General features: G+C 43.6%; 8 protein-coding genes. All 8 read left to right on the top strand.

The genetic code is table 11. The annotated features are described in order from the left end of the window. Positions 1-79 precede the first annotated feature (79 nt). Positions 80-508 (top strand): 3-hydroxyacyl-ACP dehydratase FabZ, encoded by a 429-nt coding sequence (fabZ, locus tag AC1DLM_RS09890; RefSeq protein ID WP_029195635.1) that lies wholly within the window; start codon positions 80-82, stop codon positions 506-508. Positions 509-540: 32 nt separating this feature from the next. Continuing rightward, the gene (locus tag AC1DLM_RS09885) at positions 541-2,235 is read left to right on the top strand and encodes a phospho-sugar mutase (protein WP_477569870.1); all 1,695 of its coding nucleotides are present in this window, start codon (positions 541-543) and stop codon (positions 2,233-2,235) included. Positions 2,236-2,420: 185 nt separating this feature from the next. Beyond that, positions 2,421-4,472, top strand: coding sequence for a DUF5693 family protein (locus AC1DLM_RS09880; RefSeq protein ID WP_477569869.1), 2,052 nt, complete (start codon positions 2,421-2,423; stop codon positions 4,470-4,472). Further along, positions 4,445-5,581 carry a polysaccharide pyruvyl transferase CsaB gene (gene csaB / locus AC1DLM_RS09875; protein WP_477569868.1) on the top strand — a complete coding sequence of 379 codons (1,137 nt, stop codon included), beginning with the start codon at positions 4,445-4,447 and terminating at the stop codon, positions 5,579-5,581. Before AC1DLM_RS09880 ends, csaB begins: the two co-directional genes overlap by 28 nt. A 78-nt stretch (positions 5,582-5,659) precedes the next feature. After that, the gene (locus AC1DLM_RS09870) at positions 5,660-6,448 is read left to right on the top strand and encodes a WecB/TagA/CpsF family glycosyltransferase (protein ID WP_441990911.1); all 789 of its coding nucleotides are present in this window, start codon (positions 5,660-5,662) and stop codon (positions 6,446-6,448) included. Positions 6,449-6,586: 138 nt separating this feature from the next. Then, complete coding sequence (locus AC1DLM_RS09865; protein ID WP_477569867.1) at positions 6,587-7,696, top strand: glycosyltransferase family 4 protein; 1,110 nt, start codon at positions 6,587-6,589, stop codon at positions 7,694-7,696. Positions 7,697-7,959: 263 nt separating this feature from the next. Then, complete coding sequence (locus AC1DLM_RS09860) at positions 7,960-11,910, top strand: S-layer homology domain-containing protein (RefSeq protein WP_477569866.1); 3,951 nt, start codon at positions 7,960-7,962, stop codon at positions 11,908-11,910. A 280-nt stretch (positions 11,911-12,190) separates the two neighbouring features. Continuing rightward, positions 12,191-15,079, top strand: coding sequence for an S-layer homology domain-containing protein (locus AC1DLM_RS09855; RefSeq protein ID WP_477569865.1), 2,889 nt, complete (start codon positions 12,191-12,193; stop codon positions 15,077-15,079). Positions 15,080-15,435 lie beyond the last annotated feature (356 nt).

Below are 15,435 nucleotides of genomic sequence, written 5' to 3'. Positions count from 1 at the left end.
CAGGATATGAAGGGACCTCCCTAGTGTAAGTAATTCCCTTGTATTTTATACAGGTATTCGAAAGGAGCACGAACGCAAGATGCTAGATATCAATCAAATTCAAGAGATCATTCCTCATCGCCCGCCTTTCCTTCTGGTCGACCGTATTTTGGAGGTAGAAGAAGGGGTTAGAGCAGTAGGAATTAAAAATGTTACGATCAATGAACCTTTCTTCGCAGGGCATTTTCCTGGCTATCCAGTTATGCCGGGGGTTTTGATTGTTGAAGCATTAGCACAAGTTGGTGCTGTAGCTGTATTGTCCATGCCTGAGTATAAAGGCAAAATCGGCCTATTCGCAGGTGCAGATGGCATTCGCTGGCGTCAGCAAGTTGTACCAGGAGATACACTTACCTTAGAAATGACCATCACACGGGTAAAAGGCACCATTGTGAAAGGTCAAGCTGTGGCTAAAGTTGGCGACAAAGTGGTAGTCGAAGGTGAGCTTATGTTCGCCCTTGCTAATAAATAGCCCATACATATAAAGGAGATGAACCTACGACGATGACGCGTGTGCAAACAGAGTATCAATTATGGCTCCAAGATCCAGCTGTCGATGAGCAAACGAAGCAAGAACTTCAAGCTATTCGGGAAGATGAAAGAGAAATCGAGGATCGCTTTTATAAAGATCTTGAATTTGGGACAGGCGGTCTCCGTGGGGTCATTGGTGCAGGTACCAATCGTATCAATGTATACACCGTTGGTCGTGCTAGCCAAGGCTTAGCACAATATGTAAACGGAACAGGCGCGGCTAATCCGGCTATCGTTCTAGCCTATGATTCCCGCCACATGTCACCTGAGTTCGCATTGGAATCCGCGCTTGTTTTTGCGGGTAATGGGATTAAAGCCTATCTGTTCCAGACGCTGCATGCGACACCTCAGCTTTCTTTTGCCGTGAGATACCTAGGCGCGACAGCGGGTGTGGTTGTTACAGCGAGCCACAATCCACCAGAATATAATGGATATAAAGTGTACGGTGCAGACGGTGGGCAATTGGTTCCTGAGTTTGCAGAGCAAGTGATTGAGCAAGTACAGAGCATCAACACCTTTGATAAAGTGAAGAAGTTGTCTCAGCAGGAAGCGGAAGCGCAAGGGCTTCTTGCTTGGTTAGGCGATGATGTTGATCAGGCTTACATACAGGCGGTTACGGACGTTAGTCAAAATCCAGACGTCATTAAGGAAATCAGCGATGATTTCCGTGTGATTTTTACACCGCTGCATGGTGCAGGGAATATACCGGTACGCGAAGTTCTGAAGGCCGTTGGCTTTGAAAAAGTGCGTGTTGTTGCTGAACAAGAACTGCCGGATGCACAGTTCTCAACCGTCAAATCGCCGAACCCAGAAGAGCGTGAAGCGTTCACACTAGCGATTGCACAAGCGAAGGAATGGAATGCCGATATTATTATCGGAACCGATCCGGATGCTGACCGTATGGGTGCCGTAGTGAAAGATCCAAATGGTGAATATGTCGTGTTATCCGGTAATCAATCCGGTGCGATTATTGTGAACTATTTATTGTCGAGTATGAAAGAACGTGGAACACTTCCAGCTAACGGTGTTGTGATCAAAACGATCGTAACGAGTGAGATGGGTGCAGTTATCGCGAATCACTATGGAATTCCAACACTGAATACCTTAACGGGCTTTAAGTATATCGGTGAAAAAATGTCGCAATTCGAGAAAACGGGTGAACATACCTACCTGTTTGGCTATGAAGAGAGCTATGGTTACCTGGCCGGCGATTATGCAAGGGATAAAGATGCAGTCATCGCAGCTATGTTAATCGCGGAAGCTGCGGCTTACTATAAGAAGCAAGGCAAGACCCTGTATGAGGTGCTGCAAGAGCTGTACGAATCCTTTGGTTACTTTTTGGAAAAACTGGAATCAAGAACCCTTAAAGGGAAAGACGGCGTGGAACAAATTGGCCGCATGGTGGAAGCTTGGAGAACGAATCCGCCAACTGAGATCAGCGGTACACGTGTAATCGCGGTTGAGGACTATGCACAAGGGATTAATGGTTTACCTAGGGAGAACGTTCTTAAGTTCAAGCTAGAGGACGGTTCATGGTTCTGTTTACGTCCATCCGGCACAGAGCCGAAAATTAAATTTTATTTTGCTGTCCAAGGAGCAACAGGACCTGAGGCTGCACAGCAGCTAGATGGCATCATACAATACGTACTTAATCGTGTAGACGAATAGTACAAATAGGTGTACAAAACCTCTTCAGAACCTAAGTGAGGGATAGCTCGTCTAATACATGGCTGGATATGTAATCTACCATGTAGTGGGCGTATTCCCCGCGTTTGGGGGCGGAGAGGTTTTCAAATGTATACGGGATTGGAAAGTATTAAAAAAAGTAGATGCTCTAAGGAGTGGACGAACTAGTGAATTTGTATCAAACCTGGAATAACCCGTTAAGAAATATTTTGTGGTGGATCGTGATTTTGGGGATGCTGTGTTCCTTGCCGCTGGCCTATACACGTCACCAAACCGAAACGTCGGCGAATCAAGTTGAATTCGTGTTCGACTATCGTGATTTATTGGATATTGCTGATGTGCAGACCAATCCACAGAACTTTGTGAACACAGAGCTAAAGAACATGAAAGCCGCGGGGATAAGTTCTATGGCTGTTTACGAAAGTACGCTGGGTGAGTTCAAGGAGAGCCGTCGCATTGAGATGTACAACTCTCGTGACGCGGCTATGCTGACGCAAACACTTGGTAATCCTAGCGAGAACTATACGTATATTCTGTTCGCAGATAACCAAACGCAACAGAAGCTAGAGCCGCTTATCCAGAAAACCTTTGCGGATTTGAATGTAGGCGTAAAGCCGTGGAGCTTCAAAAACCGTAATGGTCTCATCATTCAGATGAGCACGGATGATGCTTCTATTAAGGCGATGGACCCCGATCCGATCACGTTACAAATGCTGAAAGAGCAAGGATTCCAAATCGTCGTACGGTTAGCGAATCGCAGACCGTTTCACACCAATGAGATGGATGCTATGCTCAAGCAGTTCCATGATCTTGGTGTAAAACGCATCATCGTGGATGGGAATGAAGTCCCTGGGTATACCGAAGAAGATACAGAAGTGAATTTGAATAAAATGGCTGATCTGCTTAATAAGTACGGCATCGGACTCGCAGCAATTGAGTTATTGAAGGAGCCGCAAAAAGGATTCAGTACATTAGCTAAGCAAACGAATTATAACGTTGTGCGTCTGCACTCTTTTACAGAGAAAGATGGCGAGAAACTAACAGAGCCGCTGAAAAAAGCGGAGCTTGCAGATCGTGTGCAAGGTGTGTCAGATCGGCTTGTATTGGCTGTGAAGGATCGTAATATCCGCATGGTATTTCTGAATGCTAGACCGGTGAAAAGCTTAGATAAAGGCAAGATTGTTGACCCGCTTTCGTCCTATTATGCAGCCTTACAGGGTAAAGACGGTGCGATTCCTCGTATCCAAGACGTAGGCTTTACATTAGGACCAGCTGAGGCATTCGATGTACATACAACAGGTTGGCAGAAGATTGCTCGATTCTTCTTACTGTTAGGCGGACTAAGCTTGATTGTATGGATGATTTCGTTCTTCTTGCCTGAATTGACGATTGTTTTCTTCGTTGTGGGCTTGCTTGGTTTAGTTGCTCTACACACGCTTTCGGCGAATTTGTACGCGCAAGGACTTGCGTTGGCGACAGCGATTAGTGCACCTAGCGTTGCGGTTATGCTGGCGATCCGATCAGTGAGATCTGGTGTTGCAGCGAAGTGGAAATCAGGACTTGCGTTTGGGTTATGGATGCTGCTTCGAACATCGCTAATCTCACTGCTCGGTATGGTGTATGAAGTAGCGCTGCTGAATCATGTCACGTACTCCCTGGTGTTGCAGCAGTTTAGAGGTGTCGGCATGCTGCATCTCCTACCGATTGCCATTACTGGGTTGTATCTCTTGTTCTTTAGTGAGAATAATACGTATAAGGAAAAAATCGCGAACGTTCGTCGCATACTTTCTTCGTATATAAGTGTGCTGTGGATCGTCATCGCAGGTGTAGGTTTGGCCGCAGTGTATTACTACTTGTCTCGTACAGGCAATGAAGGACAAGCTTCCACTATTGAAAAACTATTCCGTTCCTTCTTAGAAAATACATTAGGCGTACGTCCGCGAACCAAAGAGTTCTTAGTGGCTCATCCGATTTTCTTGCTTGGTGCGTATTTGTCGGTCCGCTATCGCCATGCTGTGTACTTGCTGTTCATCGGTGTCGTTGGTCAACTTTCCTTAGTGGATACGTTTGCTCATCTGCACACACCGCTGCACATTTCCTTAATCCGTATCTTCTACGGACTTGTGCTAGGTGCAATCATCGGGTTAGTTCTCATTGCAGCTTGGGAAATCATCACAAGGAGTTGGAAACGATGGGTACAGCCCCAATTGTCAAAATAGCGTTATCCGGCTACTACGGTTTCGATAATAGCGGGGACGAGGCTGTACTGCAGTCGATTTTGTTCGCTTTGCAGGAGCAAGGTCAAGAGCAGGGCATTCAGATTGAACCTATCGTGCTTTCGGCCAATCCAGAGAAAACAACAGCGATGTACGGGGTGAAAGCTTATCATCGCATGAAGCCAGGCTCACTATTGCGAGCTTTACGCGAATCGGATGGGCTAATTAGCGGCGGTGGCAGCTTATTGCAAGATGCCACTAGCTCGAAGACGATTCCGTATTACTTGGCTGTGTTGAAAATAGCACAATGGCTCGGGAAGCCAACGTTTATTTATTCGCAAGGCATCGGGCCGGTGAGCCGGCCGATGTTTTACGGCTGGATCCGCAGCGTGTTCAAGCGCTGCGCCTTCGTGTCGGTCCGCGATACAGAGTCCGCGGACTTATTGGGTAAGATGCGCCTCCCGCGGGAGCGCATCACGGTCGTGCCTGACCCGGTGATGGGCTTGCCCCTCCGGGATGCAGTGGAAGGCGGTGGCGCGACGGTTGGAGCCGCGCTTAGTGGTAGTGCGGTGCGGACGATCGGCGTGTCCGTCCGCTTCTGGAACGAGGACCGCTCCGAGCTGGAAGCTCTCGCGCGGTCCCTGCAAGAGCTGCTCGCAGCACGCACGGACGTGCAGCTGCGGTTCTTGCCCTTCCACCTCCCTTCGGATGAGGTGGCCTCGCAGTTCGTGATCGATCGCTTGGGCGATCACAAGAACAGGGCGGAGATGGTGCGTGGCATCACGCATCCGCAGGATATGCTCGCGCAGGTCGCGGCGTGCGACCTGCTGATCGGGATGAGGCTGCATTCTTTGATCTATGCAGCCTCGCAGTTCGTGCCTATGGTGGGGATCTCGTACGATCCGAAGATCGACCAGTTCCTCCATAGGCTTGGTATGAAAGCCGCCGCATCGACAGCTAGCTTCGATGCTTCTGCCTTTACAGAGGAGGCGCTGGGCCTCCTCGATGCTCGCGAGCAGTGGGCGGCGTCGAGCCGCGCCGCCATCGAGCAGCTGAAGGCGCAAGCGCAGCTGCCCGCGCAGCGGATCATCTCCTTTTACAAAAGGAAATAGTAGATAGATTTTCATCCACATTCCACCAAATAGCAACCAAATAGCAACCTACAACGTCAATAATAAGGAAGAGATATAATGAGCTCTACTTCTGTTACCAATCAGCCAGCAGCACTGGCATCCTTGCAAGCCATACCGAAAGTGCGAATTTACGGTGTACCTATCTCCAAAATGAGTATGAAACAAACCGTCGACTACTTAACGAAGGTCATTGAGTACAAACAGCCGCATCAGGTGATCACGGCTAATCCCATTATGGTGATGGCTGCGCAAGAAGATCCTTCTTACCTAAAAATGATGCAGCGCGCAGAGTTGATCGTTCCAGATGGAACAGGTGTCGTTTGGGCTGCTAATCACGTCGGTCAACCTGTCGCAGAACGAGTGCCTGGTTACGATTTAATTCACGAACTAATGAAGGTCGGGGAGAAGAAGGCGTGGAAGGTCTATCTTTTAGGTGCTTCTAATGAAGTTATTCAAGCCGCGGCGGAGAAAATTCGCACGACTTATCCGAAGGTAAACTTGGTCGGAGTAAGGGATGGCTATTTCGGTGATGCCGAGGACGCGCAAGTGATCCAAGCCATTAGAGATGCTGAACCAGATCTGCTTCTCGTAGGTAGAGCGGCAGCGAACCAAGAGCCATGGATCGGGAAATACAAAGAACAACTGGGTGTACCCGTAATGATGGGAGTCGGCGGAAGTTTTGATGTGCTTTCGGGCAAGCTAAAGCGAGCACCTAAATTTTTTCAAAAACTACGTCTTGAATGGTTCTACCGCCTTCTTCAGGAGCCGTGGCGCTATAAGAGAATGCTTCTATTACCGAAATTCGCAGTGAAAGTGATGCGCGACAAAGAGAACGTCACAAAATAATGAAAATATCTTTGGAAATTGGCTGAAAACGGTCATTTCAGATGAATTTAGCAGTAGTATTTGTGACGGAATGGGAGTATAATTCATTTCGGCGGTCATCAGCCTGCCACCCATGACAAGAGGAGCTGTGAAGAAGACATGTATGGATTATATGCGATAGGGTTTATTGCTGCGTGCGTTATGGCGTTGTTGCTGACACCCCTGGTCAAAAAATTTGCCTTCTGGGTAGGAGCTGTTGATGCCCCGAACCATCGGAAGGTTCATACGCGAATTATGCCGCGTTTAGGAGGATTAGCGATATTCCTCGCGTTCGTGGGAGCTTATTTCGTCGTCTCTCCAGCACTTGATGCTGTGAACTCAGATGCTGCTTTTGGACTTCTGCTCGGAGGCTTTGTGATTGTTGTCACAGGCGCTCTGGATGATCGTTTTCAATTATCTCCCAAATGGAAGCTTTTAGGACAGCTTATTGCTGCCTGTATCGTTGTTTCATTTGGACTCAAAATAGACTTGGTTAATATTCCGTTTGGCGAAACGAACTTGCCGATAGGCTGGTTGAGTATCCCGATTACAATATTGTGGATTGWTGGTGTATCCAATGCGATTAACTTGATTGACGGTCTAGATGGCCTGTCAGCAGGGGTATCGGGTATCGCGACAACAACCATTCTCATTCTTGCCCTGATGATGAATAATGTAACAGTTATTTTACTTTGTGTGATTTTGCTAGGAAGTATTTCAGGCTTTATGTTCTTTAACTTCCATCCGGCCAAAATCTTCATGGGCGATTCCGGCGCCTTGTTCCTGGGCTTCGCCCTTGCGACACTTTCGATTCTCGGCTTTAAGCAAGCTGCTGTTGTTTCACTACTAATCCCGATTATGATTTTAGGCGTGCCATTATCCGATACTTTCTTCGCTATGCTTCGCCGTTATGTGAATAAACTGCCCATCTCGGCTCCGGACAAAAGCCACTTGCATCACTGTCTATTGCAAATGGGCTTCAGTCATCGTACAAGCGTTCTGATCATCTATGGAATTGCTGCTATTTTCGGTGGTAGCGCGGTGGTCTGCTCGGTATTTATTTCCCAAGACTCTACGTGGGGATTGATTATGATTATAGTCACCTTGTTCCTCGTAATGCTTGTTGGGGCAGAAGCTATCGGTATTATTAGCAAAAGCCGCAAGCCTGTGATCAACTTCCTGCAAAGATTAGTTGGTAAACAGGTACAGAGCGATCGCGTAGGTAAATAACTTTATAGGAATTATCCAATCCAGCCTTCGGGGCTGGATTTTTTGTATTTATAAGGAAAAACGTTCTTTCTCTAAACATTTCAAGGTGATCTACCGATAAGTAATGTACAACAACTTTTGGCGTTCAGCCACGTCTAATCATGTAGAATGGTAGAAGGAAATAGGAGGGATTGTCGAATTTAGTAAGTGATAAGTGAAAGTGATACACCTGCCCCATACATAAACAGCTAATAACATTTAGATAACATAAGGAGGAAATTGCTTTGAAACGATTACAGACCAAACTAGCAAGCATACTGTTGATCCTATCATTGATGATTAGTTTAATGCCTGCGATGACAGCGAGTGCAGCTTCAACGCTAGTTATCAAAAACTTATACACGGAAACCGATAATGCTGGTACATCCACAGCTCGGCCTACGGATAACAACTTGGTAACACGGATTACTCAACTGCCCTTTGTTTTAAATGTAGAAACAACGAATTTAACGGATTCACAGATTCCATCCATCTATTTTGAGATCACGAATATTAACTCTGGTGCTGTTGTAACAGAGAAGAATAATAAGGCTCAAATTGCTGGATCCAATCTAGTTAAATTCGATAACATTCAGTTGTCGGAAGGTTTGAATAAAGTTGTTGTATATCTAGGAGAATCGAGTGCTATCGCGTCTGCGCCAGGCTGGCTCTACTATGCCCCAACGACGAATTTATCTAACATTACCGTTAATAATGAGCAACTTGACGATGGTAAGATCTATCCAGTCGACCGCGGCCCGCTGAAAGCAGGCACAACAGGTATTCAAATCAAAACAAAAGCCTCCAATGCAAGCGCAGTCCAAGCTACTCTTTCAGGGGATAGTCTGCCTAAGCTGGGGTTCAAAAGTAATGATGGTTATTTCTATTTCACAGGGGATGATAAGAATAAGTCGTCTTCCACTTGCTCTTCAGTGACAAGCTTCTGTTTGACCGCAGGGGATAATATTATTAACTTCACAGCAAGCAATGACACGAACAAGTATCAAGTCGTCAAAAAACTATGGTACGACAATGGTCAGCCATTTGCTTTTAATGGTAAAGTCTTAGCTACAGGGCATCCTGAAACTTCGAAAGATTTAATCAACATCCCGACGTTTCAAACCAGTGCGCTTACTTTTACAGCGAATGTTAAAAGTGACTTTGATGCTACAGGTACATCTTTGAAATATCGTTATGTCGATGTTGCGATAAATGATGCTTCCGTTGGTATTATTGATTTAGGAGCAGTTGGTGATGTATTGGCTGCACCCGGCTCTGTTACCGGCTCAACGTACTCTTCGGTTAGCTCCTCTCTAACACGTAGTCAGGAGTATGCAGTTAAGAGTGTATCGGTAGAAATCCCTACCCTTACGGGTTATGCGCTTAATGAACAACGACTTACGTTTACATTTCGCGATATCTCGAATAGTCTAATACCAGTAACGACAGAATATAAGTTCAAATATGTAGATCCAGCTAAACCTTATATTGATAAGACAACACTTACCAACGGAACGATAGAGAATGAACTAAGCTTAACGGATGACAATTTAGTGAATGAGCTGCCAGGGCTAATTCATATTTACACCAATACTATAACTGATCATATTAGAGTCAAGCTTGATGGTTTTGATTATCCGGATAGTAATGATGTGCAGGGCACTGTTTATGGAACAACTGGTCTGAAGAAGTTTGATATAACGCTGCAAGGGATTAGCGACGGTAACAAGAAGCTGAGCATCGAGCTTTATGATGTTAATGATGTGAAATATAGTACGACGGACTACAAGCTAACCATCAGCAATGCACCTTATGTTATCATCAATAATATTTCGAATAGCATGTCCATCAGAAATATCAAGAATTTGACTTGCGGAACGACGGAGGCTTGTATTTCAGGTCGATTAGTGAATTTTTATCAAGATCCTGTTGTGGCTCCAGCCGTACCAGGGAATAAAGTAGAAGTGTTTATGAATGAGAGCTTGTATACATTGGACTCTCAAACAATCGACACCATATTTGCGCCAGGAACCAATGCTTTTACATTGCCTTTAAACTTGTTTAATCCCACGAATCCTACAGATATTTCCAAGGTTTTAATCGAAGGGAAAAACACGTTAAAATTCAAAATTTACGTCAACAATGTCTTCATTACAGAGCAATCCTATGACATCTACTTGTTTTCAACTGATGCGCCGCAATTCACCTTGATTAAGCCAGTAGAAAATGGTGCAATCGGTGCAGGTACCCAATATGTCGCAGGAAAAGATGCAGACACCTACACAACAACCCAGCGTACCGTTTCCTTTAGTGGTATATTTACGAGTCTTGATGCGAATGGAGCGGCTTCGCCAATTAAAGCACTGACACTAGTTGTGCATACGAAGGATGCCAAGGGTGATGCCTTGGTGTATCAGCAAACGATTAAAGATACGATCACTGTTATTGACCAAACACCTAATTCGAGGATAGTTACATCCTTGGGAACAGATTTCTTCTCAGGCGTATCCAATACACTTCCTGTACAAACCTTTACGACGAATGCATTCAAGTTATTAGATGACTCTGATGTTGTATTTGAATTTAGAATTACGAACAATTCCAACATCACATCAACCAGATCTATAACGATTACTAGACAAAATGTCCCTTATACAGTTGTTCAACCTCTCCTGATTAAAAATCCAAAAGGAGAACTGCAATCCAATATTAATAGTGACTTCTATAATATTATCCTTGAAGCAGAGAATGCGGATAGTGTCGTGTTTGGAAAAGATGAAGCGACGAAACGCACGGTGAATTCTGTGGATCAGTACTTGTATCAAGTGAGAGGGTTGAAACCTGGCGCGAACGCGATCAAGTTTACGATTACGCGTAAGGGTGCCAAGGTGAATGGTAGTTTCGTTCTCTTCAATACCAATACGAATGTGCAAGGAATGCAAACATTACAGTTAATGAATACTAAATTCAAGATTTTTAATGGAGGGGTTCAATTATCCTTCCCTAAAGACACTAAATTAATGAGAAATGTTCCAGATAGCAATAACAATCAGTACATTTCAACGAATCGTAAAATCTTATTTGGTATAGCGGACACGGATGATGGAAGAATGGATAAGACCCTGTATCCGGTAGCGAACGGTTATTTTAAATCTAAGATCAGCGTTAAGGTGCCAGAAGATACATTCCATGCAGCGAGTAATCTATACTACATGGATGCAGGTTACATTCCTGCGCCAAGTACAACGACAACGACAGCAGACGATTTGAGCAAAGGTCTTAATGGAACAGGTTTGGATCCCTATGATGCTACAACTTTAGGCCGTCCTTATTTCAATCGCCTTAACGATGAACTCGTTGTGCCTTCCCAAGAAGGATCATTACTGTTGCAGTTCGATCCAGCTATTCGTCAAGATGCAGGTAAGTATATTACTGTATTCTTCTATGACATTTATGCTAATTACGCGAACACGACAGATTATGGTTGGAAGAACCTTGGTGGTGTAGTAGATAACAAGAATAACACGATAACAGTGCCATTCCGAAAGTTTGGTTACTATCAAGTTATGTACATGGATCRCAGCTTTGATGATATGACTGGTCATTCCTTTGCGAGAACGGAATTAGAAACTCTCTACTCCAAAGGGGTTATGAGAGCCAAAACAACATTCTCATTTGGACCAAATGACTACATTACACGTGGTGAGTTTGCTCAAATCTTAGTGAAGGTCTTTAAGCTTCCTATGAACTATAGTGGCAGCTCAACGTTCTCAGACGTATTGAAAATCGATAATGCCATCGGCATGCTTTATGATTATAAGTACATTGAGACCGCGGCAAGAGCAGGTATTATTCGTGGTCAGGCAAGTAATAGATTCAACCCTAGTGGATCCATAACGCGTCAGGACGCCGCTGTCATGATTGCTAGAGCCGCTGAAATGAAAATGAACACGGACCTTGCGAAATCACTGACGACGTTGCAGAAGACATTTACGGACGCCGACAATATCGAGTCCTACTCCAGACCGGCTGTTGAAGCTGTTTCTAAGGCTGGATTAATTGAGGGCATCGAGAATACCTTGCTGGTGGGGCAAACAAAATCAACCGTTCGCTTCGATCCAACCGAACTGTTAACGCGCGCCCAAGCCTCTATCATTTCTTATCGCGTTATGAAACAACAGAAGATGGTTCCTTAAGCAAGAGTTGATAAGAACTAAAAAAACAGCCCCGTCACCTAATGGTGATGGGGCTGTTTTTGATGCGATCATAGAATGCCGTGAGAGACTTATTTGGAAAATACTTATCAATGAAATGTAGTATAGAGTGTCGTATACTAAGTTTGTAGACGAGGTGATAGACGCGAAGCTACACGAAAGAGAATCAGAGATCGCCGAGTAAGTAGATTCAAAAGTCGCCCCGTTGGTTATAAGTTTTTATAACAAAAAAACTTTAAAATATTAGGAGGAAATACCCTTTATGAAGAAAACTCTATCCGTAGTTCTTACGTCCGCAATGGCTCTTTCCATGTTTTCATCCGTAGCATTTGGTAAAACATCTGCAGATTTCACGGATTTGAAAGACCTTGACGCAGCAACAAAAGCAAAGTTTGACGCGATGATCTCCGCTGAAATCTTTGATGGCGTAAGCGACACAACATTTGGTTTGAAAGAAGAAATGAACCGCGCACAATTCGCTAAAGTAGCAGCTTTGATCATGGGTCTTGAAGTAAATAAAGATCTTAAAACATCAAGCTTCACTGACGTTAATGTAACCGACCCAGCGAATGGTTATGCACTTCCTTACATCGAAGCATTGAAAACTGCTAACGTAACTGATGGTTATGCAGAAGGTCAATACAACCCAGCTGGTAAAGTAACAAAAGAACAACTAGCTACTTTCTTGGTTCGTGTACTTGGTAAAGACGCAGAAGCAAAAGCTTTAACTGGTACAGATAAAACAGTTTCTGGTTGGGCACAAGGTTATGTAGCTGAAGCACTTGCATTGAAAGTTCTTGCTAACAATGCAGACGGTACTTTTGGTGGTATGACTAATGCAACTCGTGATCTTCTTGTAACTGGCGCATACGAAGCAAAACAACAGTACGTACCAGCTGGTCAAGTTTCATTGACTGAAGCAAAAGCTACTGGCGTACAACAAGTAACAGTAACGTTCAACAAACCAGTTGATACAACGAAAGCAACTGTTGCTTTGACAAAAGGTACAACTAACGTTGCAACAACAGCTAAATTTGCAGATGATAAGAAATCAGTTGTTCTAACTTTGACTAACGTTAAAGTAACAGAGGGTAACTACACAGCAACTCTTTCCGGTTTAGATGCAGCTAATATAGCTAAAGCAACAGCGACATTTACAGCTGAAAATGAAAAAGTATCAAAATTAAGTTTTGTAAATGCAAGTGATGTAGTTCCACAAGTAAAAGATTTCATTATCCAACTTAAAGCTGAGAATCAATATGGTGAAAATGCAACATTAAATGGTGGTAACTACTCAGTATTCGGTTACACAGGCACAATTACCCGTAACGCAGATAATGGTTACCTTGAGCTTAAAGTAGATACGAGCGACACATCCAAATATCCTACGGAAATCGGTGTATTACCAATCACAGTTAGCTTGAATCAGTCAGCTGTAACAGTATCCAAAACGTTCAAAATTGGTACTGAACAACGTGTTTCCAAAGTTGAGCTAGGAACTGCAACTTACGAGAACGGTAAAACGGCTCTATCAAGTGAAGGCGATAAAGTAACGTATGACATCACAAGATATGATYAATACGGTTACAAAGTAGTAGCGGATGCTGCTGCATCAATTACGCCTGTTATCACACCTACTGACATGAATATTTTAGATAAAAAAGTTGAAGATAACAAAGTAGTAGTTACAGTAGCAGCTGGTAAAAAGGTAGATAAAACGAGCGATTACACAGTAACTTACTACGAAGGCGGAGCTTCTGCGACAGCAAAAGTATCACTAAAAGCTGGTTCTGTACCAACTAAACTAGAATTCGGTACTTATAATGGAGTGGTTGCTGAAGGCGACACAAATGCGAAATACATTCCAATTACTGCATATGATGCTGATGGTAAAGCACTATCCGCACAAAACATTGTTGACAATGCAGATAGCATTAACTTCACGATTTCTGGTGCAACAGTAGCAACGGGTACGGATGTAACTTCGAATGGTATTGTAAAATACGGCGAAAACAAAGGTAAGTTAAAACTAAGCTCCATTCAAGCAAAAGAGAGAGGCGTTGTATACCTATACATGTCCATCTACAATGCTAACGTACAAACACAAGCCCAACTTCCATTGACTGTAGTTGCAGCCCGTACACCAGAGAGCGTAGTGCTATCAGGTAGTGAGCCAACGACAAAAGCATTGGTAGATGCTACAACAACGTTTAAAGTTCTTGTAAAAGACCAATATGGTGAAACACTTGATGCAGTTCCTACAGGATACGAAGTGAACGTAAATGTAGACGGAACAACTGCAGGTGTTACTGTAGATTCCGCAGCACAAGCTGCTGGAGATAACTTCAAGACTGATCTAAAAGGAAAGCTTAATGACAAAGAGATTAAGTTCACAGCAGCTTCCCTGGGTAAAACAACAGTTAAAGTTGCACTTACAAAAGGTGGGCAAGAAGTAGCACCAGCTTTGAAAAGGACTGTAGAAGTTGTAGATAACACAGATCTAACATACAAAGCGAAAGCAATTTCTGACGTATTTGCAATTACAACTAATGAAGTAGCAAAAACAGGTGATTTTGCAAATGGAGCAGTAAGTAAATTTGCGAAAGCTGTAGATGTTACTGTGACAGACAAATCAGGTAATACAGTTGCAGTGCCTAGTACTCTTAAAGCGGTAAAAACAGCTTATACTTCCGATTCCAATATTGCTACAGTAACAACTGATGGTAAAGTATTAGGTCAACGTGTAGGTACAGCTACAATTACAGCTGTGGTATTGAAGGCAAATGGTGAAACACAAGACTTCACATACACAGTGAATGTAAAAGCAGATGCTCCTACAGTGGCAACTCTAACTGCAGATGCTAATGCAACATACAGCGCTTCTAAAACTGTTGCTCAAATGTTGAATGTAAAAGCTGTTGATAACTATGGCACAGAGTATAAATTCAATACAGACACTAACGTGAACGAAGTTAGTAAGTACAAAGAGTTCTTGGGAGTTCAATACATTATCTCTGACGTTCAAGGTGGAGGTACTGTACAATACGATCCAAGCACTGACAAAATCACTACAAGCGGAACAGTTAATGAGTTTGTTGTAAAAACAATCGCATCTAACGGTAAAACAACAACTACTTTGGTGACGAAGTAATAAAAAAATAATGCTTACCCAAAAGGAGACCTCATGGTCTCCTTTTGGATTTTAATAAGTATTTGGCGATTGAAAAGTTGGGATTTGGCTGAGAGCGGTTAACTATACATTCAGCATTCTTTCAGGTAACTTTTAAGTTCTATTAAGCTTCCATTCAAATTTTTTTTACAATTATTGATTACAATTTAATTAAGTAGTCGGGATGTGGCAAACGGTGACGGCCATGTTTGGAAAATACTTAGCAATGAAATATCGCATATATTATCGTATACTCAATTTGCAACAAAAGATGATATACGAAATTATATACGAGTGATATTGCAATGTTAATAGAAAGTGTTACATCAATTTAGTTA

Source organism: Paenibacillus sp. 01T442, assembly GCF_056398345.1.
Note: the sequence above shows the minus strand (reverse complement) of the source record. Positions and strands in the feature narration are given on the sequence as shown.

What these genes read in the sequence shown, in the direction of transcription:
- fabZ (WP_029195635.1), top strand. Translation starts at nt 80, where the DNA reads ATGCTAGATATCAATCAAATTCAAGAGATCATTCCTCATCGCCCGCCT.
- AC1DLM_RS09885 (WP_477569870.1), top strand. Translation starts at nt 541, where the DNA reads ATGACGCGTGTGCAAACAGAGTATCAATTATGGCTCCAAGATCCAGCT.
- csaB (WP_477569868.1), top strand. Translation starts at nt 4,445, where the DNA reads ATGGGTACAGCCCCAATTGTCAAAATAGCGTTATCCGGCTACTACGGT.
- AC1DLM_RS09870 (WP_441990911.1), top strand. Translation starts at nt 5,660, where the DNA reads ATGAGCTCTACTTCTGTTACCAATCAGCCAGCAGCACTGGCATCCTTG.